18 protein-coding genes are annotated in these 24,199 nt (G+C 39.4%); 3 read left to right on the top strand and 15 right to left on the bottom strand.

Annotated elements, in window-relative coordinates; all coding sequences use genetic code 11:
- Positions 1 to 5 precede the first annotated feature (5 nt).
- From M2448_RS12550 to M2448_RS12540, 3 genes are all read right to left on the bottom strand, one after another.
- Entirely contained in the window at positions 6 to 1,385 is a 1,380-nt protein-coding gene (locus M2448_RS12550; protein WP_280646451.1) for a sugar transferase, read from the bottom strand.
- A 44-nt stretch (positions 1,386 to 1,429) separates the two neighbouring features.
- Positions 1,430 to 3,772, bottom strand: coding sequence for a type I DNA topoisomerase (gene topA, locus M2448_RS12545; RefSeq protein WP_280646452.1), 2,343 nt, complete (start codon positions 3,770 to 3,772; stop codon positions 1,430 to 1,432).
- 215 nt (positions 3,773 to 3,987) lie between these two features.
- On the bottom strand, positions 3,988 to 5,064 hold the full coding sequence (locus M2448_RS12540; protein ID WP_280646453.1) for a hypothetical protein: 1,077 nt from the start codon (positions 5,062 to 5,064) through the stop codon (positions 3,988 to 3,990).
- 204 nt (positions 5,065 to 5,268) lie between these two features.
- Between M2448_RS12540 and M2448_RS12535 the strand changes: the two genes are divergently transcribed.
- The gene (locus M2448_RS12535; RefSeq protein WP_280646454.1) at positions 5,269 to 7,626 is read left to right on the top strand and encodes an outer membrane beta-barrel family protein; all 2,358 of its coding nucleotides are present in this window, start codon (positions 5,269 to 5,271) and stop codon (positions 7,624 to 7,626) included.
- Positions 7,627 to 7,730: 104 nt separating this feature from the next.
- Here the strand turns inward: M2448_RS12535 and M2448_RS12530 are convergent, their stop codons facing one another.
- From M2448_RS12530 to M2448_RS12520, 3 genes are all read right to left on the bottom strand, one after another.
- A complete protein-coding gene (locus M2448_RS12530) occupies positions 7,731 to 8,408 on the bottom strand; it encodes a response regulator transcription factor (protein WP_280646455.1) in 678 nt (225 codons plus the stop codon).
- On the bottom strand, positions 8,405 to 9,796 hold the full coding sequence (locus M2448_RS12525; protein ID WP_280646456.1) for a HAMP domain-containing sensor histidine kinase: 1,392 nt from the start codon (positions 9,794 to 9,796) through the stop codon (positions 8,405 to 8,407). The genes M2448_RS12530 and M2448_RS12525 overlap by 4 nt, the downstream gene beginning before the upstream one ends.
- 1,515 nt (positions 9,797 to 11,311) lie before the next feature.
- On the bottom strand, positions 11,312 to 13,642 hold the full coding sequence (locus M2448_RS12520) for a carboxypeptidase-like regulatory domain-containing protein (RefSeq protein WP_280646457.1): 2,331 nt from the start codon (positions 13,640 to 13,642) through the stop codon (positions 11,312 to 11,314).
- Positions 13,643 to 13,861: 219 nt separating this feature from the next.
- Here M2448_RS12520 and rnpA point away from each other — a divergent pair, with 219 nt between their 5' ends.
- Positions 13,862 to 14,284: a ribonuclease P protein component gene (gene rnpA, locus M2448_RS12515; RefSeq protein ID WP_280646458.1), complete on the top strand. Its 423-nt coding sequence runs from the start codon at positions 13,862 to 13,864 to the stop codon at positions 14,282 to 14,284.
- Complete coding sequence (gene yidD, locus M2448_RS12510; protein ID WP_280646459.1) at positions 14,281 to 14,502, top strand: membrane protein insertion efficiency factor YidD; 222 nt, start codon at positions 14,281 to 14,283, stop codon at positions 14,500 to 14,502. Before rnpA ends, yidD begins: the two co-directional genes overlap by 4 nt.
- Here the strand turns inward: yidD and M2448_RS12505 are convergent.
- The 9 genes from M2448_RS12505 to ileS all read right to left on the bottom strand — a co-directional run bounded on the left by M2448_RS12505 (position 14,499) and on the right by ileS (position 23,938).
- Positions 14,499 to 15,311 (bottom strand): DUF5672 family protein, encoded by an 813-nt coding sequence (locus tag M2448_RS12505; RefSeq protein WP_280646460.1) that lies wholly within the window; start codon positions 15,309 to 15,311, stop codon positions 14,499 to 14,501. The genes yidD and M2448_RS12505 overlap by 4 nt on opposite strands.
- Positions 15,312 to 15,317: 6 nt before the next feature.
- Entirely contained in the window at positions 15,318 to 16,361 is a 1,044-nt protein-coding gene (locus tag M2448_RS12500) for a glycosyltransferase family 1 protein (protein ID WP_280646461.1), read from the bottom strand.
- Between the two features lie 28 nt (positions 16,362 to 16,389).
- Entirely contained in the window at positions 16,390 to 17,199 is an 810-nt protein-coding gene (locus M2448_RS12495; RefSeq protein ID WP_280646462.1) for a glycosyltransferase, read from the bottom strand.
- Positions 17,200 to 18,138, bottom strand: coding sequence for a glycosyltransferase family 2 protein (locus M2448_RS12490; protein WP_280646463.1), 939 nt, complete (start codon positions 18,136 to 18,138; stop codon positions 17,200 to 17,202).
- Positions 18,139 to 18,148: 10 nt separating this feature from the next.
- Positions 18,149 to 18,433: a hypothetical protein gene (locus M2448_RS12485; protein WP_280646464.1), complete on the bottom strand. Its 285-nt coding sequence runs from the start codon at positions 18,431 to 18,433 to the stop codon at positions 18,149 to 18,151.
- A 13-nt stretch (positions 18,434 to 18,446) separates the two neighbouring features.
- Entirely contained in the window at positions 18,447 to 19,352 is a 906-nt protein-coding gene (locus M2448_RS12480; RefSeq protein WP_280646465.1) for a DUF4296 domain-containing protein, read from the bottom strand.
- Between the two features lie 3 nt (positions 19,353 to 19,355).
- The gene (locus M2448_RS12475) at positions 19,356 to 20,009 is read right to left on the bottom strand and encodes a lipoprotein signal peptidase (protein WP_280646466.1); all 654 of its coding nucleotides are present in this window, start codon (positions 20,007 to 20,009) and stop codon (positions 19,356 to 19,358) included.
- 78 nt (positions 20,010 to 20,087) lie between these two features.
- A complete protein-coding gene (locus M2448_RS12470; protein ID WP_280646467.1) occupies positions 20,088 to 20,468 on the bottom strand; it encodes a TraR/DksA C4-type zinc finger protein in 381 nt (126 codons plus the stop codon).
- A 59-nt stretch (positions 20,469 to 20,527) separates the two neighbouring features.
- Positions 20,528 to 23,938, bottom strand: a complete 3,411-nt coding sequence (ileS, locus tag M2448_RS12465; RefSeq protein WP_280646468.1) for an isoleucine--tRNA ligase — start codon at positions 23,936 to 23,938, stop codon at positions 20,528 to 20,530.
- Positions 23,939 to 24,199: the final 261 nt, after the last annotated feature.

Raw genomic sequence — 24,199 nt, 5'->3', positions numbered from 1 at the left:
TGTTTCTAACGTCTTGTTAAACTTTCTATTTCTTCATTAAGCTCTACTACACTTTTCACTCCTTCTGTACTATTCTTGCGTAAGAGGATATTCAATGTCTGCATAATGAGCTTAATATCGAGTGCTATCGAATAGCCATTGATATATAAGAGATCGTATTTAAGTTTATCCATTACAGAGGTATTATATTTTCCTTGTACCTGAGCCAGACCTGTCAGTCCGGCCTTTACTCTGTGACGGAGATTATATTCGGGTATATCTTTCTCAAACTGTTCTACAAAGAACGGGCGTTCGGGGCGTGGCCCTACAATGCTCATATCCCCGATCAGGATATTATATAGTTGTGGCACTTCATCCATGCGGGTAGCTCTGAGGATACGTCCCATTTTGGTTATACGTTTATCCAGTTCGTTGGCTAATACAGGGCCTGACATAGCTTCGGCATTTTTTACCATTGTTCTGAATTTATATATTTTAAACACCTTATTGTCTCTGGTAATGCGTTCCTGTACATAGAATGCCGTTCCACTGCTTAGTTTAAGAACAAGATATATAAATGCACCCGGAACGAAGAATATAATAAGTGCTATAGAGCCTAGAATAACATCTATCACTCTCTTGAGAGTTTCACTACTACCCGAAAGCCCGATATCGCGGACATCCAGTACCGGAGAATCATCTATTTGCAAAAAGTGGGCATTGAATTGCAAGATCTCAGAGTTTTTAGGCTGGTATAGTACTGTTCGGTTTTTCTCTACACAGTACAGTATAATATCTTGTTTTATATTTTCTTCTACATCTTCAGTCAGAAACGTGACATCACATTCATCAATGAAGCTATAGAGATCAGGATGAGTGGGGGCGCAGACATGTTTTATCCTCGACCACATACCTCTCGATTCTAAAAGTTTGTAGGCCAGTGCCTGTACTTTCTCATTACCGACAACCAGAACCGATTTACCTTTGTTTACCCTGTAATACATCCGGTTGGCAAAAAAGTGCCAAAGTGATATGAGTAATATTTGGAGGGCGGAACTGGTTAATAATATACTACGGGGGTATGCAAATTCTCGGAACAGGAAACTTATACCCATCGTTATAAATAGAAGGGCAAATATGGTAAGCACAACTGTGTAGCCAATACCCAGTAGCGAAAAGTCCTTTGGTTTATCCAATTCGAATATATGACTCAGAATAATATAGCTGATAATCATATAAGGATAAATAGACCAGAAAGCCTGATAATTAATTGTAAAGTTATCCAAGGCATCTTTAAACAGGAAAAAGGCCAGGATATTAGTCCCTAGTATGATCGCCAGATCTAAAAAGGGTATTATTATCCTGAATCCCTTATAACCGAATATGCTCTCTATAAATTTATTCATCGAGTGGATTACTTATTTAATGATACCTCTATGATACAGATTGACTATTTCTTTTTACCTTTTGCTTTGCTTTTGGTTTTACTTTCTGCTTTGCTCTCTGTTTCATTCACTATTTTCATTGCAGCATCAAAGTCCAGACTTTCGGGGCTCACACTTTTTGCAATCTTATAGTTGCTCTTTTTGTATGCGATATATGGGCCGTAGCGTCCATTTAGTATTTGCAAATCGGGATCTTCGGTAAAGGTTTTAATGATCTTTTCTGCATCCTTTTGCCTTTTATCCAAGATGAGTGGAATTGCCGCATCTATATCTACACTATATGGGTCATAGCCTTTGGGCAGGGATATAAACTTTCCGTCATGTTTGATATATGGACCAAAACGACCTGTACCTACAGTTACATCTTTTTCTTCAAAATCGCCTATAGTACGCGGAAGTTCAAATAGCTTCAGTGCCTCTTCTAGTGTTATATTGGTTATAGACTGTGTCTTTTGCAGGCTGGCAAACTGTGGTTTTTCTTCTTCCTCTTGTACACCGATTTGTACCATTGGCCCAAATCTGCCGATCTTTACTGATACCTGACGTCCTGTTTTAGGATCTGTTCCTAATATGCGTTCGCCAACTTTGTGGTCAGTCTGCATATTTGTAGCAGATTCTACAACCGGATGGAAAACTTTGTAGAATTTGTCGATCATCTTCGTCCAGTTCTCCTCACCTTCGGCAACCAGGTCGAATTCTTTTTCCACATTAGCTGTAAAGTTGTAGTCGAGGATGTTCGGAAAATATTCGGTAAGAAAATCGTTCACAACCATACCTATGTCGGTAGGGATAAGCTTGCCCTTATCGGCTCCGGTTATTTCGGTTTTTTCGTTATCCGATATCTTATCTTTTTTCAGCGTGAGTACATTGTATTGGCGTTCTGTACCTTCAATATTTGATTTCTCTACATATTCTCTGTTCTGTATCGTTGAAATTGTAGGAGCATAAGTAGAAGGGCGACCAATTCCCAGTTCTTCCAGTTTTCTTACCAGAGAAGCCTCGCTGTAGCGGCTCGGGCGTTGGGTAAAACGTTCTGTGGCTACAGTTTCCTTCATGTCCATCACTTCCTGTGGCTTTACAGGAGGTAGCAGGCTTGTTTCGGTGTCAATATTTTCGTCATCTGTTCCTTCCAGATATACATGAAGGAATCCGTCGAATTTGATAACTTCCCCGACTGCTGTGAATTTCAGGTCTTTGTTGTTTGATATGCCAATTGTAACAGTAGTTTTTTCCAGTTCGGCATCAGCCATCTGCGAAGCGATCGTTCTTTTCCAGATCAGTTCGTACAGTTTCTTTTCCTGAGCTGTACCGGAAACACTGTGTTCCGATATATATGTAGGACGGATAGCCTCGTGTGCTTCCTGTGCACCTTTCGACTTGGTAGAGAATTGTCTGACCTTTGAGTATTGTTTCCCAAATGCCGATTCAATTTCGTTTTTTGTTGTATTAATCGCCAATCCGGATAAGTTTACCGAGTCGGTACGCATATATGTGATTTTTCCCGATTCGTACAATTTCTGGGCTACCATCATTGTCATCGAGACGGGGAATCCCAGTTTTCGGGATGCTTCTTGTTGCAGGGTAGAGGTGGTAAACGGAGCAGCCGGAGATTTTTTCATAGGCTTGGTTTCTACATCATCTACTTTGAAGTTAGCTTTCTTCAGTTCTTCCAGAAATGCCAAAGCTTCTTTTTTAGTTTTCAGTCGTTTGTTCAACTCCGTTTTTATTTCGGAGGTGACACCATTTTCTTCTTTTGTGAAAATAGCGGTGATCCTGTATGCAGCTTCGGCTTCAAATGCCTGTATTTCGCGTTCACGCTCTACGATAAGGCGTACAGCCACCGACTGAACTCTACCTGCCGAGAGGGCAGGTTTTACTTTGCGCCACAATACAGGAGATAGCTCGAATCCTACAATACGGTCTAAAACACGGCGAGCCTGCTGGGCATCAACGAGATTAACGTCTATTGCTCGCGGATTCTCTATCGCATGGAGTATGGCGTCTTTTGTTATTTCATGAAACGCAATTCGCTTCGTCTTTTTCTCATCAAGTTTTAGTGTTTTGAACAAATGCCACGAAATGGCTTCTCCTTCCCGGTCTTCATCGGAAGCGAGCCATACTATATCAGCTTCTTTAGCAGCTTTTTTAAGCTCGTCCACTACCTTTTTCTTGTCGCTCGGAACTTCATATAGAGGTGTATAGCCATTTTCCAGATCTATACCCAGATCTTTCTTCTTCAAGTCTCTGATATGTCCGTAGCTGGACATGACTTTGAAATCTTTTCCCAGAAACTTTTCTATGGTTTTGGCTTTAGCAGGGGACTCTACAATTACTAAATTCTTTTGCATATATTAAGGTATTCTTATGAAGGCCGAAAAACTAAGTAATAGTTATCCGGATTCAACAATTAAATATTTGTACTCTGTATCAACTCGCAAAAGTAATGAATTTGTTTTAAAAATTAGAATAAAAAAACTTAGAACGGATTTTGTTATGCTTTTTATCTATAGATAAATAAATATTAAAATAATAATGCACCGCAAATTTCCGGTGCATTATATTGTTAATTGAATAATATTGGTTCTGCTTGTGCTGTGAAGTCCGAATATCCTTTTTCTTCAAAGTCATACCCCGATAAGACGGCTTTGGCTATAGCAAGAAAGGCTTCAAAATCGTAAATTATAAAATCGATATACGAAAAATGAAATCCTGTAGCTCCTCCCAGACTATTCGCTATCCCATATGGCGTTGTTTGAGCAACAATCTTATCTTCTATATCTCCTCTGAAATTTACAATGTTCTCGCGGGGGATATTTACATTCTCAAAAAACAGGAACCCATAAAATAATCCGTCTTGTTTTGCTTCTTCAAGACGGCTGTTGTCCTCATTATAGTAGTCATTCAACAACGGTGTGCACGACGTATATCCCGAAAATATGTCTTCGCGTAGCTTCCATCCTTCATTTTCATTCGGTTCCATTCTGTAACCACTGTATTTTTCTGTGGGATTTTCGAACCTTTGCCAGTTGTTATTGTCTATTATTTTATCTATTACAGATTTAAAGTTAGTAATAGAGATCGAACTCTTGTTATGTTCCGTATCTGTGAAATCAATGTAACCAATGTACTCCATCGTGTATATTTCGCCGATATACTGATCGAGGAAAATAAAGAACATTGAATAGCGCTTGCTTTCATCTAATGCTATTAGTTTCGGGCAGTACACTTCTATGTTGACTTTATTCTTGTCATCGTCTATTTCGGGATAGATAATGATGTTATCGGCAGACAGGTCGGTGTCGTACATTCTCATAGCCCATCCATCTCCGGCCATACCGGGTTTGGCGGAGTAAAAGTTCCATTTTTCCCAAAGATGTTCCGGCGCATATTGTAGCCAGTAGTGTAACTGCATTAGTTTCGATCGGTCGCCTTCCGGAGTAAGTATCAGTTCGTATTTACCCGATTTGTTTATGCCCATCTCGAAATACGCCTTATGAAATGCAATTTTTAATATGCTGTCTACGAAACTGATAAGTGTTTCTCCCTCTACTTTGTTGTCCATCATTTCTCTGATTTGGGCTTCTTCTTCAGAGAAGGATTTCCAGAACTTATTTATTCTGTTTTTAAAAGAATCTTGCATAAAAGAAAAAATAAAAGTTGTGTGTTAATTCTTGTCATTTGATTCATGTATTCATGAATCAAAGATATAAATTTATATCTCTATGTTGAAATTTTTTCAGATAACATAACATTAGCACTTGGTAACATTATGTAGCATAATGGTAGTATAGTTTGAGCTTCATAAGATATATATTTGTCAGATGAAATATATAACGAATAAACTATGAAAATATTATTATTAACAGCTTTATTTTGTTTTTCGTCGTTTTCTTTCGGGCAAACATATTTTTTGAAGAGTACAGCTATGAACGAGTCTAACCAGACAGTGGAGGCTGTTACATGTATTCTACAGCATGTAGAAGATTCGCTTCAGATGAAAACAGTTATATCCGATGCCTCCGGTAAATTTGAGTTCAATGGAGTCGAAAAAGGTAGCTATAAACTAATACTCCAACATCTGGCTTATGAAACGGATGTGCATTCTATTGATATCGGTGCAGATACAGAACTACCGCCTTTTGTAATGCGGTCTCTCAGTAAAGATCTGAAAGAAGTTGTTGTGAGTGGTGAACGCCCTGTCGTAAAGGCTGATGCCGGTAAGCTTATTTACGATGTACCTCAGTTGATAAGGAATAAGGCTGTTTCCAATGCTTACGAATCATTGCAAAATGTTCCCGGAATAATAGGGGCAGAGGACAATCTTCAATTGGTAGGCTCTTCGGAATATACAATATTGATAAACGGACAACAAACAAGTATGACTAAAGAACAACTGATCGGCCTGCTCAAAACAATGCCTTCTGCGCGTGTCGCTAATATCGAAGTGATGTATAGTGCCCCGCCTCAATATAATATACGTGGTGCAGCGATTAATGTTATCCTCCATAGCCAATCGGAAGGTGTCCCTGTGTTGCAGGGAGAAGGCAATGTAGAATATCGTCAGGCGTTCTATGCCGGATATGGTGCGCGGGCTAATCTTATTTATACCAAGCCATCATTTAATGCAGACCTTACAGTCGGTGTAAATAAATCGAAAGGGTGGGGAGACAGCCATATGTTTGCCATACATCTTTTCGATGGGCATAAATATGATATCACGCAAGACAACAGGTCGAAGAATGATTCACGCGATCTGAATGTAAGACTGGGGCTTGGATATACATTTAGGAATAAAGATAAATTGCGATTCGTCTATACCGGCAATATTGGAGACATGGAATCTACACCATCATCTAAGACTGTGTTTTTGCAGGATAGTGATCCATACAGTGATATAAGATCGTACAATGAGAAATCATCTGACGATAATCTACACAATCTGAAACTTGAATACAACTCTCATAAGAAACTGAATATAGGTGCAGATTATACATTCTACAGCGATCCGGCTACCGAAAAATATTATGATTATTCAGACCGAGATATCTTGCAGAGAACCTTTAAGACTGAGACCGGGCAACGGATAAACAAAGCAGTACTGTTTGCAAACCATAGCGTGACTTTGCCTTCAAAATGGACTTTGAATTATGGTGCTAATTATACCATGTCTGGTAATAACAATAAATATGACTATTACAGAAAGCCGGAGAATATGACTGTAGATTCTGTAAATGACATTAAGCAAAAGGAATACAGTGGTTCGGTCTTTGCCGGATTTACAAAGACCTTCGGTGCAAAGATATCGACACAGGCTTCGGTATCGCTCAACTACTATAAGGCTACAATAGATATTATGGGCGATAAAAAAACACTCTGGGATGATTTTCAACCCTTTGTAAATGCCAACCTGACCTATACTCATAGTCCGGATAGAATACTACAGTTCTCGTTTTCGTCCGATATAGATTATCCACCCTATTGGGCATTGAGTACCGACCGTTTCCAGATTAATGCCTACTCTTTGGCTGAAGGAAATCCCGAACTGAAGTTCTCGAGGAAATATAAAAGCCAGTTGGTATTCATCATGAAACGGAAGTATATGGCGGGAGCATTTTTCGAACATGTTCCGGACAGATATATACAGTTGCCGTATCAGTCACAAGATAGGTTGGAGAATGTCTTCCAAATGGTGAACCTCGATTATGCCAGACAATACGGCGTGTTCTTCATTGTGCCGTTTGCTATAGAAAAGATCTGGGATACCAAAGTGACATTGAATCTTTTGCGGCAGGAACAGAAGAAGGATGACTTCTACGATACCCCTTTCAATAGAAGCATGAATACATTCGCGGTGAATATGAGCAACACATTCAATATATCATCCAAACCCAACATAAAGCTCGATGTATCGGCCTTCTATATGTACGGAGCCATTCAGGGCATCTATGATATCGGGCAGATATGGAATATGGATACGGGTCTGAAATGGACTTCTCAGGATAACCGGATAGAACTGATGCTACGCGGACAAGACATCTTTAAGATAGGGAAGCAGACAACGAAAATAGACTATATGAACCAATACAATACAATGCGGATTAACCCGGATACTCCTGCCCTTAAGCTATCATTTACTTACCGCTTCGGTAATTACAAAAAGGCTAAAATAGAAGAAGTAGATACGTCGCGTTTCGGTAGATAAACACTCTTTTCAACATACTTCAATTCCCATCTTTATCTTAGGTTCTCCGGCAGCAACTTGTCGGAGAACTTTGTGTTTTTGTAGACCGGTTTGGAAAAGACCGCCTAAAATATCATCTTATATCCGATTCCCCTGATGTTAATGATCTGTATCTTACTGTCCAAAGCGAGTTTTTTACGCAGCTTGACTATAAAGACATGCAGGCTGCGGGTATTGAAGAAGCTATCGTCGCCCCATAGTTCCAGCAATATGACTTTGTTCTCCACTATGTTATTCTGATTCGAACATAACCTTTCCAGTATGGCTGTTTCGCGATGCGAGAGCATCTCTTCTTTTTGTGGATGGGAGAGCTTTTGCGAAAGAGAGTCAAAGGTGTATTGTCCGATCTCATATATTTTGTTCTGAGGTGCTTGTTGCTGCATGCGATTGAGAAGCGCTTTGATGCGTACAATAAGCTCTTCCATACCGAAAGGCTTTTTCAGATAATCGTTCCCGCCGATCTCAAAACCCTGTACAACATCGTCCGTCCGCGACTTTGCACTCAGAAACAATACGGGAGTATGCTTGTCGCTTTGCCTTATTAGCTGTGTCATGCTGAATCCGTCCAGTTTAGGCATCATAATATCGGCAACAACAATGTCGGGTTTCATTTTATGGAACATTTCCAACCCTTCATTGCCATTGGATGCACAATCGACTGTAAATTCCCTTTTCTCGAGAGAATCTTTTATGATCATAGCCAGAGACGGCTCGTCCTCTACCAGTAATACTTTTATCTTCATATGATTATTATATTAAAGCAGGAGCCTTGTCCTTCCGTACTTTCTATTTCTATTTTCCAATTGTGTTTGTCTATAATGGTTTTTACATAATACAAGCCCAGCCCGTAGCCCTTTACGTCATGTATATTACCTTTCGATACTCTGTAAAACTTGTCGAATATCTTATCCTGCAAATTTTGTGGAATTCCTATCCCATTATCGCAAACAGATATAATGGTCGTGTCCCCTTTCCGGTAAGCCGAAAGTTTTATATCTACACTTTCACCTGAATATTTTATGGCATTTTCGATAAGGTTGCTGATCACATTACCGAAATGAAGCCTGTCGCCCTCTATTGCTAAGCCCTCAGACTCAATGTCGATAGTGAATGTAACCGGTTTTGCGGAGTTTAGCAAGAACTGGCTTTTTTGCTTTTCGAAAATAGCTGATATGTAAATTTTTTCAGGAGTTATCTTGAGGTTTTTTCGCTCTTCTACCGACATGGTCAGTATCTGTTCCACAAGGCTATTCAGGTAGGTCAGTTGTTCCTTCGATACAGTCAGGTATTTGTTCCGTTTCTCCGGCTCGTCTCCCATGCCGAAATTCTGCATGGCATCCACAGCCGCATAAGTAACCGATATCGGGGTTTTCAGCTCGTGTGTCATATTGTTTATAAAATCGCTCTTTATCTCATCTATGGTTTTCTGTCTCAGAATGATTTTGAGCAGATAGATATATGATATTATAAGGAGGACGATCATCAGTGCAGAAACACATACCAGTCCGGTCATGCTTTTGAATATATGCCACTTTGGTTGTTTCAGATACAGATGATAAGCCTGAGTATTATTTTCTGTAAAAGGAAATATATACTCTTCATACTTTAGTCTTTCGGTAGTAGAGATACTATCCGGTAAACGCATTAACACAGAGTCATTGACAATATCTACATATTCCAGATAATAGGGTATGTTTATATCCAACAAAGACAATTCGGCGTGCAATATACTATCGAAACGGACTACATTCACCTCTTTCAGAGAATCTATTGTTCTATGAAAGCCCTGTTGAACCGAAATGTTCATTTGCTCTGCGTTACTCCATATATTTACCCCATTCTTTTTACTCTCTATACGTACTACTACATCCGGCATTTTATAGCTTGGGTTGGTCATCACGCCGTTTTGGTTCTGTGGTGGAATACTGTCAAGTTCCAATAGTTTGTGAACATCAGTTATTCTCAATGCGATCTCCTTAAAATCGGCGTTGCTCATAGAGTTCATTATTGCCAGTTCCATCTTGTGGTATTGCTCGTTGTGGAAATTTAAGAGCCAGTACACCTGATACCCGCATACCAAAACAAGTAATGCCAATATAATGAATGCAATAAGTCTGAACCGGAATCTCATTATTTATAAAAATTAAAAGTTTAAATAATTACCAATTTGAAATTTTAACTAAAATGTAACGAATGTAACGTTTTTGCATTGTTTTTAATTTTCATTACTTTTTTAGTTGCCACGACTTTCAAGTCGTGGAGCTGTAAGACTATCTGAAAATGACTTTAGTCAAAGTATTCGGCTAAAGCCTTCCGCCTTTTCATCCTTTTATCCTCCAGCCAAAGCAGGAGGCAACTAAAATTTTAACTAAAAAGTAATGACGGTAATGCTTTTGCATTGTTTTTAATTTTCATTACTTTTTTAGTTGCCAAGACCTTTAAGTCGTGGAGCTGTAAGTCTATCTGAAAATGACTTTAGTCAAAGTATTCGGCTAAAGCCTTCCGCCTTTTCATCCTTTTATCCTCCAGCCAAAGCAGGAGGTAACTAAAATTTTAACTAAAATGTAACGAATGTAACGTTTTTGCATTGTTTTTAATTTTCATTACTTTTTTAGTTGCCACGACTTTTAAGTCGTGGAGCTGTAAGACTATCTGAAAATGACTTTAGTCAAAGTATTCGGCTAAAGCCTTCCGCCTTTTCATCCTTTTATCCTCCAGCCAAAGCAGGAGGCAACTAAAATTTTAACTAAAAAGTAATGACGGTAATGCTTTTGCATTGTTTTTAATTTTCATTACTTTTTTAGTTGCCAAGACCTTTAAGTCGTGGAGCTGTAAGTCTATCTGAAAATGACTTTAGTCAAAGTATTCGGCTAAAGCCTTCCGCCTTTTCATCTTTTTATCCTCCAGCTAAAGCAGGAGGCAACTAAAATTTTAACTAAAATGTAACGAAGGTAATGCTTTTGTATTATTTTTTATTCTCTGTTACATTTTCTGCCGTAAGGGCTGACCTATGTGTCTGCTCGTTTATCCGATTTCTGAGTACGTGTCAAAATTTGACAGACCCTTCTACAAGCTTGTATTCTCTTTTTCGCGTCTTTGCGTGAAATAATTTTAACTAAAAAGTAACGACGGTAATGAAACAACGTTCGACAGAGCAAGAAGGAGTCAATTTTCCTTGTTTTTATTCTTTGTTACATTTTCCAATCGGACCAATTTATAACTTATAACCTCTTCCTGTCCTATAGATAAAGAACCGCAGGGAAAATACAATCTGTTATACTAAACTTAGAGTCTGTTTAAATTTTACCAAAATATTTTATTACAGATTCTTTTTCATTCATTTTCAGGCTCTTTTGGTTTAATTTATCTCTTTTATCGGCTTAAATAGCCCGCTATTATCACCTCAAAAAAGAATAAATTATTCCCAAAATGGCTCTAAAAATCTGAATGAATAAAATTAAAACAGACTCTTAACAAAAATAATTAATCACTCCATGATAAAAAATAGCGATAACACTAAATAACAGTAATTATGTCTTGTGGTATTAGCAGCACATAATTCACATAAATAACAAAAAAGTAACGAAGTAATAAATGTGTATTGTTTTTATTACTTCGTTACTTTTTAGTTTTAAACAATTTTATCCTATTTCGTACCCTTCATTATTCCGGCATCCGAGTCGTTGTTATTCATACGCTTATCTCCTGCTTTATACTGACGACCGAAATTGAGATTCAGTGAAAAGTTAACCATCAGTATACGTTTCAGATTAGTAGTATATACATTCGATATATTCGGAGCCAGTACCGACTGGTTGCGGCTACCTTGTGTATATTCACTAGAGAAAGGATTGAACATTACCAGATTCAGAGACCATTTAGGAGCATTATAGCCTGCCGATACAATGTGTATCTCTTCGCCTATATTGAGTGTTTCTCCCCAATAATTGTTCCAGCGAGGATGCCATTCTCCACTAACTGACCAACGCTTATAGTTGAGTGTCAGATTTACAGGCACACGCCAGTTGTTATAAGTATGCGTGAATGTATTGCCCTCACTTATATAACGGTTCAGTCCGGGCGAGACACTTAGTGTAATATAGTCTTTCCAAGGCTTAAATTTCAGAGACAACTGCATATTCAGGCGATGAAATCCTTTCTGGTTGATGTTGGTGCGGATAAACTTTCCCTCTTCAAGCCCCTCTATACCAAAGCTTATTTGTTCCATAATAGGCTTGTGATCGTAAGTGTATCTCATGAAAAATTCTGCTCCGAACATCCCCTTGTTATATCCGGCATTCAGCGTACTGGAAGAAAACATAACTGTTTTAAGAGCCGGATTACCTTTTCGTATTTGTAATGAATCTATAGCTTGCACTACATTGTTAAGATCCGACAACGAGGGTGAATAGCCCGATATGTAACTATGCAGGCGTACATATGCGTTATCGTTGATATTATATGCTATGCGCAGCGTAGGACGAAAAATATACTTTTCATTACTGTCGTCTCCCTGACTATTGTAAGAGCGCATTACCCCTACACCCAACGAGTAGTTGAATTTGCCTTTACGCAACTGATATTCGGCATACCCGTAAGTCTCGGCAAAATTAAGACCTATATCGGTAGATACATTACCACTATATTCGTTGCTGGTATAGCTTTGTGTATGTTTCAGCCCTGCGGACAATTTTCCGGTCTTGAAGGTTTTCTCGTATATACCTTCCCCAATAAGGGAATATTTATCACCCAGCACTAACGAATATATGTCAGTATTCAGTTGATTCTGCCTGTGCTCCTGATAGAGACGTGACGAACGGGAATCTATATACGTACCTACAGCATTGAATATGACTATCTGCTCGTTTTTCAGATTGTGCTGATAATAAAGGTCTAAAGACGGAGTAACATTCTTCCACGTTGTATGATCGAGTATCGACAATGGATTATCATTGTCGGATGAATAGATAACGCTTTTCCTGTCCGAAAATTCATTTGGTGTATATTCGTAGTTATATCTTAATGTCGCATTGAACAGATACTTATCCGGTTCCTGCAAGCTATAATTGAGTGCTGTATTAACCCTGTTGGTCTTAAAACGGGTAGGTTCTCCCTCTTCTTTACGCTCCAGTGTTTTATCCGGAAAATTAAAAGTTTCGGTATTCTCTCGCGTCCAGTTTATACCTCTGCGAGACCAGTAGCTATTCACTCCGAATTCCGATTTCTTATGATTGACTTTGGCTGAAACAAAGTTTTCGCCCCAGTCCATATCATAAAATACATTTCCCAGATTAGCAGACACACTTCCGCCCGATTCCTTACGGAGGGTTATGTAATCTATAACAGCAGCAGCATCGCCATATCGCATACCCGGCTCGTCATGGTACTCGATACGTATGATGTCGGCAGGCTGCAAGGCAACCACTTCTGCACTGGTAACCTCAACGCCATTGATACGCAGTTGTACAGCTTTGCCATCGGGAACGGTGATCGTATTATTTATCGGATTGATTACAATACGCGACAGTTGCAGGTTACGCAGCAGTGTAACGCCATTATTCGAAGCCTTTATCTGATTCTCAGTCGGCATTATTATCTTGCGGTCAGGTTTCTGTATCACTGCACTGGCTGTTACTGTGACATCTTTCAGTGCTACAGCCGAGTGGCTTAGGTCTATATTTCCCAGATCGGTATTTCCTTCGACGCGATTCAACGGAATGTATTTTTTACCATATCCTACAAAGGCTGCCGATACTATATAGTCGCCGGACGGAATATTATTGAAAGCAAAAAGTCCTTTCATATCAGACGAAGCACCCGACACGAAGGTAGAGTCTGACTTGAGTAATGCTATGTTGGCAAACTCTATTGCATCTTTGGTTTCCGTATCTACAACAGTACCTGATATTTTAACTTGCGATTGTGCTGAAATTGCCAGTAGAAGTAATATAATCAGAAGGGTTAATCGTGGGCTCATAATCTAATTCGTTTAAAATTTTCCATATTTGTTGTTTCAGATATATGACGCCCTTTTATCAGGATTAGTTACAATAAAAACCAAACTTCTGGAAAATTTAACATTTTTCGATAATAAAAGAATCTATTTTATGTAATAATGATACCCGAAACAAAGAAGTGAATAAGAAAGATACTGAGATATTGATGTATCTTTGTAGACTATTTTTATCTATAGAGGATGGCAGAAGCAGATACAAATCATAAAAGAACTTTTTCGAAAGAAGAAAGGCTGTGCAGTACAAAATCTATCGACAGGCTTTTTTCGGAAGGGGAGTCTTTTATTGCTTATCCTCTGCGTGTAGTATATTATATAGAGGATGAAGAGAACGAGCAGAACAGACATGCTACCATTCTGATCAGTGTATCTAAAAAGAAATTTAAGCGGGCGGTAAAACGAAATCGTGTGAAAAGGCTGGTAAGGGAGGCTTTTCGTTTAAATAAAGCTCATTTTTCGGATTTGTTATTTCAGAATGGGAAAAAGATGGATATAGCATTCCTTTATCTAAAGAATGAACTACCAACGTATAATGAGATAGAAAAGTCTATATTGAAAACAATAACTGTTCTGACCGAAAAATCGGGTAAAAATAAAGAGGGATGAAAAAGCTATTGTCATGGATATTATTGTTACCTGTGTATTTCTACAAATACAGTATATCCCCTATGCTGCCGCCATCGTGCCGTTATACTCCTACCTGCTCGGAATATGCAATACAGGCTATAAAAAAGCATGGACCTTTTAAAGGCTTTTGGCTGGCGACAAAACGTATAGCACGCTGTCATCCGTGGGGAGGACATGGGTACGACCCTGTGCCTTAATCGCGATCGCAATCAGGATAATGTGAAAGAGGAGGTATAAATTGCTTCCAGAATTCAGTTTCATGAACGTTAAAGGCGTGGCAGCCAAATGGGAGTTGTTTGTCATTCATCTCATAAGCAGTTGAAGGATATTCTTCAAATGAGAAAGTCAAAGCTTCGCGCCAACCAGGTTTCTTAAAGGATTTGTTGATCTTTACCGCTTCCACCCCCCAGAATACATCTTCATTATAATCGGTTTGCTGAATGTCTTTGTACTTATCCAATATATGTGCAGGAACAGAGTTCAGCACTGATATGAAAGATGATATTTTACGTAAAGATAGTCCCCCGTTACCGACATTATTATATACCCGATGTCGCCGTTCTGCCGAATCAGAGTACAAGAAAGGAAAATAGCGTAAGAGAAAATTATAGATGCGTGTCTTCGTTAGCTTATGCGGTTTGAACCAAGGAGCACCGATATAGTCATAATCTTTATTACACCAATAATCCAATTCGGACTTAAACAAATAAGCGTCGGTTTGATGTATCAATAAATATCTGTAATCGGCAAAAGCCTGATAGAATTCGATGGAAAGCATCAATTTATTATAGCCGCTTATTCCCGAGAAATATTCATCTGGAAACCGGACAACATCTGTATCAGACAGATTACCGAATGAATCGTCAAATATCATAGAAGACGGGGCTATAAATACCTTCTGGTATCCCTCAGTCATAGCCACAGCTTGCTCCAGACATTCTTTTTCCCATTGATGAATAGATCTGTAAACAGGGAAAACTATAATACAATCCTTATTCGTTCCCATTATCTGTTACAGTAAACTTTGATAAACCTGATAGTATTTTCTTGCACAATTCTCCCAATTAAATGAGAAAGCATGTTGTTTTATCAGTTCAGCCTTATCTTTATCAGCTATATAATCTTCCATTCCTTTCTCGAAAATGCCTTGCATATATTCGGGATCGAAGTTCTCGAAATAATAGGCATACTTCCCACCTATTTCAGGTAACGATGTCAGATTGGAAATAAAAACAGGCTTCCCAAAACGCATAGCTTCAAGCACCGGCATACCGAACCCTTCCGCAAGCGATGGAAATGCAAAGGCCAGGCAGTTTTTAAGATACCAATACTTCTCGGCATCGGATATAGCTCCTATTATCTTTACGCGGTCTTCTACATTATGCCGCCGGGCTTCGTCTTCTATCTTCGCCACATAGTCACTTTTTATCCCTGCAATTATAAGCTCGTAATCATTGTTCTTCAATATTGCAGGTAATACATGAAAATTCTTCTTAGGAACTACAGTTCCTATAGCCAGTATATAAGGTCTCTGAGGTCTGTATAATGGGGCATCGAAATCGTCATATTCGGGCAGGATACATCCGTTATGAATGGCGATAACAGGCTTTCCCTTTACATCAAGGTGTTCCAGAATATCCTTTTTTGCAAACTCCGAAATAGCAACAATATAATCTGCCCTGTCTATGCGTTTCTGGTGCTTCTTGGTATATCTCACGATATCCGAAGGCGAAGTTTTTTCGTACAAAAAGTTGAGGTCATGCACAGTCAGTACATTCTTCGTATTCTTACTGCCTCCTATATATTTGGACAACTGATATGTGGTATGCCATATATCCAGACTTTTCACAGGAACAGGCAATAATTTATCGATTAAACGCTTCTCTATATATCGGGCATCTTCGCCCATAAACTTTCCTGTGCGGCGATCTATATAGAAAGAGATATTATCTTCGGGTGAAATTACACTATTGATAGCATGGGAAAACTTATCACCAAAGGTATACAGTCCCGTATTGGGGTACTTCATGCGTTCGCAGTCTATAACTATATTCATTATCCTTATTTATTTTAATGGTTGAGTATCAGAAGCGAAACAGTTTGCGATACCATTTGCCTGCTTTCCTTTTATACCGTTCAATAACTCTATGTTGGACACAAATCATTTCGATCATATCTATCTCGGTACCAAACTCTTTAAGATATAATTCTCTATAATTATCATATACCCGCTGACGGTTTTCTCTCTCGAATGTAGCATTTTTCTCTCTGCTATCTGTCAATGAAGACTTATCCTCATGTTTTCTGTAATAGAATAATAGCTCGGAAAGCAAAACCACATCTCCACCATCTTTCAGCATACCAATCCACAAATTCCAATCTTCATAAATTCTGAGCTTTTCGTCATACATTCCGGCTTTGTAGAAATCTTCGCTCCGCATTAGTGCTGATGCATGAATCGTATTCATCATTATCAATTCACTAAAGTTATATTTAGAGAATTTCCATTTCTTCTTTATGGCTCCAAACATCCAGCCATTGGAATAAACAAGCTTTACATCCGGTCTGTTATCCAGCACATCAACACATTTTTCGATATAAGCGGGAGCTATTAGGTCATCCGAATCCAGAAAAAGGAAATATTGTCCTGTAGCTAGTTTAGCCCCGGTATTGCGAGCTCCGGCTAAACCTTTGTTTTCTTGTTTTGTGTATTTTATACTACTATACTTTTCCAAATATGGCTTTACAACCTCTTCTATATTATCGGGCGATCCGTCATTGACTAATACAATCTCAATATTGTTATATGTCTGTCCGATAACAGAATCTATAGTTTCGCCCACTGTAGCAGCCGAATTATAGCAAGGGATAACAACCGAGACTAGATTTTTCATTTACAATACAGTTTTCAATATTTTACGGAAAGCTGATAAAGGTAATACTTTCCGACAAGAAAATGCACATTTTATTAGCATTGTAGACTGATTGAAGAATACAAAGTATTGCTTCAGCATATCACTATTCGTATCATCTAACCGATGTTTAATAAACTGCCTTAGCCAATGCTTTATCTGCCGCTTATAATCCGTCCTTATTTGTGGATATTCGGAAGAAAGATACATCATCATATCCAAGACTTCTTTACTTTCATTTTTTACCCCTGCCATTATAGATTGCTCTCTCAACCGATATGCTGACAACGGAGTATCAATACTGCGAAATTTATGTTTTCTAAACAGCAGTTCCAGCCATAAGCAATAATCTTCAGCTATACGAAAAGAGGGGAATCCTCCGGCTTCGATCAATATATCCCGTTTTGTCAATACTGTAAGTATAGGAATGCGGTTCTGTTCTATAAAAAGACGAGTTGCAGCCTCTCCTTCATAAATACGTGTACTTACACCCAACGTCTTTAAAGAGGAGGTGTCTTCAAGGTCTGATAACTGGTAAAAAGTATATGTGTCTGTAAAAAATAGATCGTGATCTGAAGAAAGAAGTTCAGAAACAGATACTTCCAGTTTATCGGGAAACCAGATATCATCACTATCGAGAAAAGCGACCAATTCACCTTGTGCAACCTGTAATGCTAAATTGCGGGCAGTATATTGACCTTTATTTTCCTGAAAATAATATTTTATACGATTATCCTCTTTTTGCAGATTCTGTACGATTTCCTCCGTAGTATCATGCGATCCGTCATTTACGACTATAAGCTCCCACCTGTCATAACTTTGCTGCATTACCGACCTTACCGATTCAGCGATATAACCTGCGGCATTATACGCCGGCATTATAACTGATACTAAAGGTTTTACATTATCGGTGACAGGCATATTATTTCTACTAAATGTGGTATTGCAATATATTTATCTCCTGCTGATCGTCCGGAATATCTAGTTCTGTAAACCGGTGACGAACTTCGGACTTAATACTATTCATTAAAGAATCTGTTGCTGAAACTGTGTCGGGCAAAAAGATTAACAACCCCGAATAAAATTCGGTCTTTTCTATTTCTGCTTCGAACGGAAAATATGTCGTGATTTTATCGTCATCATTCAACTCAACGATATGATTCTTCAGGCATATATCGGGATATATAAATGTGTAGTGAGAATAATATCGCTTCATTATTATATCGCTACTATCGGGTACCTCTTGATATCCTATTTAGTTCTTCTTCGGCAGCTGTGGGCTTCCTGTCTTTCTGCTCAGTAGCAGCAGGTGTTGCAGGTTTGGCTTCCACAGGTTTTACAGATTCGGCTGCGGGAGATGGTTTATTCGTTGTTGGAGCCGGTAAATCAGATTGAGCCTGTACCGGAACATTTGACGAAAGAGAATCAATATAACTTATGTTATACAAAGATATATTCAGTGGCAGGTCATAACCTCTATCACTTAGATGAACATACCCTGATACTCCTTTTAACAAACTATCTGCCAGATGTGGCTTGCTGAATGTGTAACTTTCATTTTTATCCAGTGGAACGATTTTCTTTATCAGTGTATCTTTATACGTAAAGAAAACGGCCGCCTCCACTTTCTGTAAGGCATTTAATCCCTGTACATCAAACCTTATATTGAATCTGGACAAATCCAGTTTCTTGATTCTAAACGAATCCAGATCAAACGCAAATGTAGGAGTAACAGTGTTCAGATTATAAAATGGTGGTATAAGAAGATCGGTTCTCCGTACTTTTCCTTTCGGTTTATTCAACTTGTCCATCATCTTTTTGTTGCTGGCACTCAGTCTGGATGCAACAGAGTCGTTTATAGCTTCGTAATATGCTATATTATCGGAGTACCAGAGTAAGGATGAATCCAATTCGGCCTGCGAAACTTTATGCTTTCTCAGTACACCTTCAACCAGAGCATCTTTCTTTTCATTCGTGCCGAATTCAGAACTCCGATTATATATAGCCTGTGCTATTTGTATGTCGTACAATACTTCTGCCATCTTGTTTTCGGACAACACATAGCTTGGCCTCCGGCTACATGAGCCTAAAAGCAACAGGGCTGTGATTATGATAAAGATGGAACTGCGCTGCATAGGTCAGACGTTATCTTTTTTTTCCAAAGATATTGATAATGTCTTACGATAAAAAATAAGAAGGATAAAAATACCTACAGTGATAGCCGAATCGGCAATATTGAATATCGGACTGAAGAATACAAAATTCTCTCCTCCCCATATAGGGAACCATGAAGGAAAAGTACTTTCTATCAGAGGGAATTGGAGCATATCTACAACCCTGCCATGCAGCCATGTCGAATAGCCTTCGCCTATAGGTACAAATGAGGCTACATGCCCTGCATAACTCTCGGAGAAGATTACGCCATAAAATACACTGTCGATAATATTACCGAATGCACCCGCCAGTATAAGAGAAATACAGGCTATAAAGCCTTTGGAATACCCCTTCTTCACCAAAGTATATAGGTAATAACCGATAAAGATGATGGCTACTATACGAAACAGGGACAGGAATAATTTACCCCAGGCCTTGTTGCCTTCTCCTCCCAGCTCGAGACCAAAGGCCATACCGGGATTTTCTACAAAATAGATTTTAAACCAACTGGCTATCTCTATCATTCCACTTTCGCCTATAGACATATGGGTTTTTACCCATATCTTAGAAGCCTGATCTATTATTATAACCAGAACTATAACCAGAATCGCTATTAATCCCCTATTCTTATTGTCCATATAATCCCGTAAAGAAAGTGAAGAAAAAACAGATGTGTGCACGCCTATTTTTTCTTCCCTTCATAGTTATTCTTGGTTTTATTTTACTCCGCTGTTTTTAGCTTCGATACTCAATGTCGCATGAGGCACTGCACGCAAGCGTTCCTTCGGTATCAGCTTACCTGTTTCGCGGCAAATACCGTAAGTTTTGTTTTCGATACGGATCAGAGCCGATTGCAAGTTTTGTATAAACTTCATCTGACGTTGTGCCAAACGACCTGCTTCTTCTTTCGATAGCGTAGATGCTCCTTCTTCCAGCACCTTGAATGTAGGTGATGTATCGGTCACATCATTACCGTCTGCATTAGTGATGGCTGCTCTCAGTCCATCATACTCTATTTTTGCTTTTGTCAGCTTTTCGAGAATTATATCGCGGAATTCGTTCAATTCCTCATCTGTGTATCTTGTTTTTTCTGCCATGACTTTAGGTATTAAAAGTTGAACATCCTGTTTATATTTTCTTAAAGATAATTATTTTGTCAGACTTTTGCTATTTCTATTTGCAAAATATAATCATCCATATCTATTTCCTGCCCATTTTTCACATCTGTTAGTTCTATTTTATCAGCAAGAACCTGTGATGATATATAGGCGTTATATTCTGATACTGTTTCTCTTATCTGCTCCCGGTCAGATATTTTTACAACGATTCGGTCTGTTATATCAAGGCCACCGGATTTACGTATATTTTGTATACGGTTTACTAGTTCACGGGCAATACCCTCTTTGCGAAGGTCGTCGGTGATAGTAACATCCAAAGCCACTGTCAGTTTTCCGGCATTTGCAACCAACCATCCCGGTATATCTTCCGATATTATTTCCACATCTGCCAATTCTATAGTGGCAGTCTGTCCTTCTATATCGAATGAGTAGTTACCGTCTTTTTCGAATGCTGCAATCGCTTCCTGTGGCATAGCTTGCACTTCGGCTGCCAGTTGTTTCATTATCTTACCGTAACGCGGCCCTAGTTTTTTGAAGTCGGGTTTAACCTTCTTTACTAATATGCCTGCCGCATTATCTACATAATTCAATTCTTTTACATTGACTTCTGTCAATATAAGATCGCGAACGGCTTCTATATCCTGTCTCTGACCTTCATTCATTACAGGTATCATGATCTGCATCAACGGCTGGCGCACTTTGATGCTTTCCTTACGGCGAAGCGCCAATACTGCCGACGATATATCCTGCGCTATCTGCATGCGCTCCTCTAAACGTTTATCTACTACTGACGAATCATAAGCAGGGAAGTCTGTCAGGTGAACAGATGCTATATCTTCACATCCTATTCCATCTGTCAGGTCGCGGAAAAGCCTGTCGGCATAAAATGGCGATATCGGAGCCATCAGTTTAGCCACAGTTTCGAGGCAGGTATATAATGTCTGATATGCAGACAATTTATCTTTAGTCATCTCTCCACCCCAGAAACGTTTGCGGTTGAGGCGCACGTACCAGTTACTCAGATTGTCGTTTACAAAGTCTGAGATTGCACGTCCGGCTTTAGTCGGCTCATAAGCATTCAGATTCTCATCCACATCTTTTACCAGTGTATTGAGTAACGATATGATCCAACGGTCTATCTCGGGTCTTTCATTTACAGGGATCAGTTCTTCACTGAATGTAAATCCATCGACATTTGCATACAAGGCGAAGAACGAGTATGTATTGTATAGTGTGCCGAAAAACTTACGGCGCACTTCTTCTACTCCTTCTATGTCAAATTTCAGGTTATCCCAAGGCGAGGCATTGGTTATCATGTACCAGCGAAGCGGATCGGAACCGTATTGTTCTATCGCTTCGAACGGATTGATAACATTGCCTTTGCTCTTCGACATTTTATTGCCGTTCTTATCGAGTACAAGTCCGTTAGAGATAACATTCTTGAACGATATGCTATCTTTAAACATTGTAGAGATTGCATGTAATGTATAGAACCAGCCGCGAGTCTGGTCTACTCCTTCGGCTATGAAGTCGGCAGGATAAACTTTATTGAACTCCTCTTCACTGATATTCGGATAGAATACCTGTGCAAACGGCATTGCTCCCGAATCGAACCAAACGTCGATAAGGTCTTTTTCGCGTGTCATCGGCTGCCCCGAATCGGAGACAAGTATTATATCGTCTACATACGGACGGTGAAGGTCTATCTTTTCATAGTTGGCTTTATCCAGATTTCCTATCTGGAAGTCTTTCCAGAGTACTTCTTTCATAAATCCGGCATCGACAGCCTTCTGCATTTCTTCGTAAAGTTCTTTTACGGAACCTATGCACTTTTCTTCTTTTCCGTCTTCGGTGCGCCATATCGGCAGCGGAGTACCCCAGTAGCGACTACGGCTCAGGTTCCAGTCCTGCAAGTTTTCGAGCCATTTACCGAAACGGCCTGTACCGGTAGATTCCGGTTTCCAGTTGATAGTCTTATTCAGTTCTATCAGACGTTCGCGTGCTCCTGTTGTACGTATAAACCAACTATCGAGCGGATAGTAAAGTACAGGTTTGTCGGTACGCCAACAGTGTGGATAGTTGTGCACCTGACGCTCTATCTTGAATGCCTGATTTTGCTGTTTCAGCATCACGCTGAGGTCTATATCCAACGTATTAGCATCGGCAGGCAATGTGTCGTCATATTCGTTTTTTACATAACGGCCTGCATATTCTTTATAGAGATCAACGTTTACATATTCTTTTACATATTCCGGATCGAGATCTTCTATACGGAAATATTTGCCTGTAAGGTCTACCATAGGGCGCTGATTGCCATCTTTGTCCAGCAAAAGCAATGCAGGCACATCGTTGGCTTTGGCTACTCTGGCATCATCTGCACCAAATGTCGGTGCTATGTGTACTATACCTGTACCGTCCTCTGTGGTAACGAAGTCGCCCACCAATACTTTAAAGGCATTCTCACCCGGATTCATCCAAGGGATAAGTTGCTCGTATTCCATTCCTGCAAGGTCTTTGCCCGACCATTCGCCTACTATTTTATACGGTATCAGTTTATCACCCTGCTTGTAATCTTCAAGAGCCAGATCTTGCGCTTTCTCGTTGAACATGCTGAACACAAGCGATTTTGCCATAACGGCAGTCATCGGCTGACCGGTGTACGGATTGTATGTCTGTACGGCGACATAAGTAACATCCCCCCCTACAGCTAAGGCTGTATTTGATGGCAATGTCCAAGGGGTAGTCGTCCATGCAAGGAAGTAGGCATCACCAAACTGAGCCATTTCCGCCTTCGGCGATTTTATCTTGAATTGTGCTACACATGTAGTGTCTTTCACATCGCGATAGGCACCCGGTTGGTTCAGCTCGTGTGTACTAAGGCCTGTACCCGCAGCAGGCGAGTATGGCTGTATGGTGTAGCCTTTATAGAGGTATCCTTTCTTATAGAGTTCTTTCAGTAAAAACCAAAGTGTTTCTATATAACGGCTGTCGTATGTCACATACGGATCGTTCATATCTACCCAGTACCCCATGATACGGGTCAGGTTTTCCCACTCTCCGGTATATTTCATCACCTCCTTGCGGCAGGCATCATTATATTCTTTTACAGAGATTTTCTTCCCTATGTCTTCTTTGGTTATACCCAGCTTCTTTTCTACTGCAAGTTCTACAGGTAATCCGTGCGTATCCCATCCCGCCTTACGGTTTACAAGAAAGCCTTTCATCGTCTTGTAACGGCAGAAAATATCTTTTACGGTACGTGCTATTACATGGTGAATACCGGGCATGCCGTTTGCCGACGGAGGTCCTTCGTAAAAAACGAATGAGGGAGCTCCTGCACGTACATCCAGACTCTGTTGGAATATATTTTCCTTATCCCACTTTTCCAATATCTCCTTATTGATATCGGATAAGTTAAACCGATTGTATTCTGAAAATCGCTTGCTCATAGTGCGTATTAACCTGCTTTAAAAAAATTGAGGGCAAAGATAGTGAAAAGTTGCGAATTATGAAGTAAACAGATACAGCCAAATATTAATAATGCCTATGAGTATTTGAAAATATATTAAATATGCCAATCAGTATTTGAGATTGTATTGAATAATCGTTCGTTTGTTTCTACTGCGCGCAATCACAGATTGCTTGCATTCCTTTTGGCCTAAGCCCCAAAAGGAATCAAAAAGTCTTTAGCGCCCCGCTTCATAGGACGA

The organism is Dysgonomonas sp. PF1-14, from assembly GCF_029892965.1.
Classification (GTDB): Bacteria; Bacteroidota; Bacteroidia; order Bacteroidales; family Dysgonomonadaceae; genus Dysgonomonas.
Note: the sequence above shows the minus strand (reverse complement) of the source record. Positions and strands in the feature narration are given on the sequence as shown.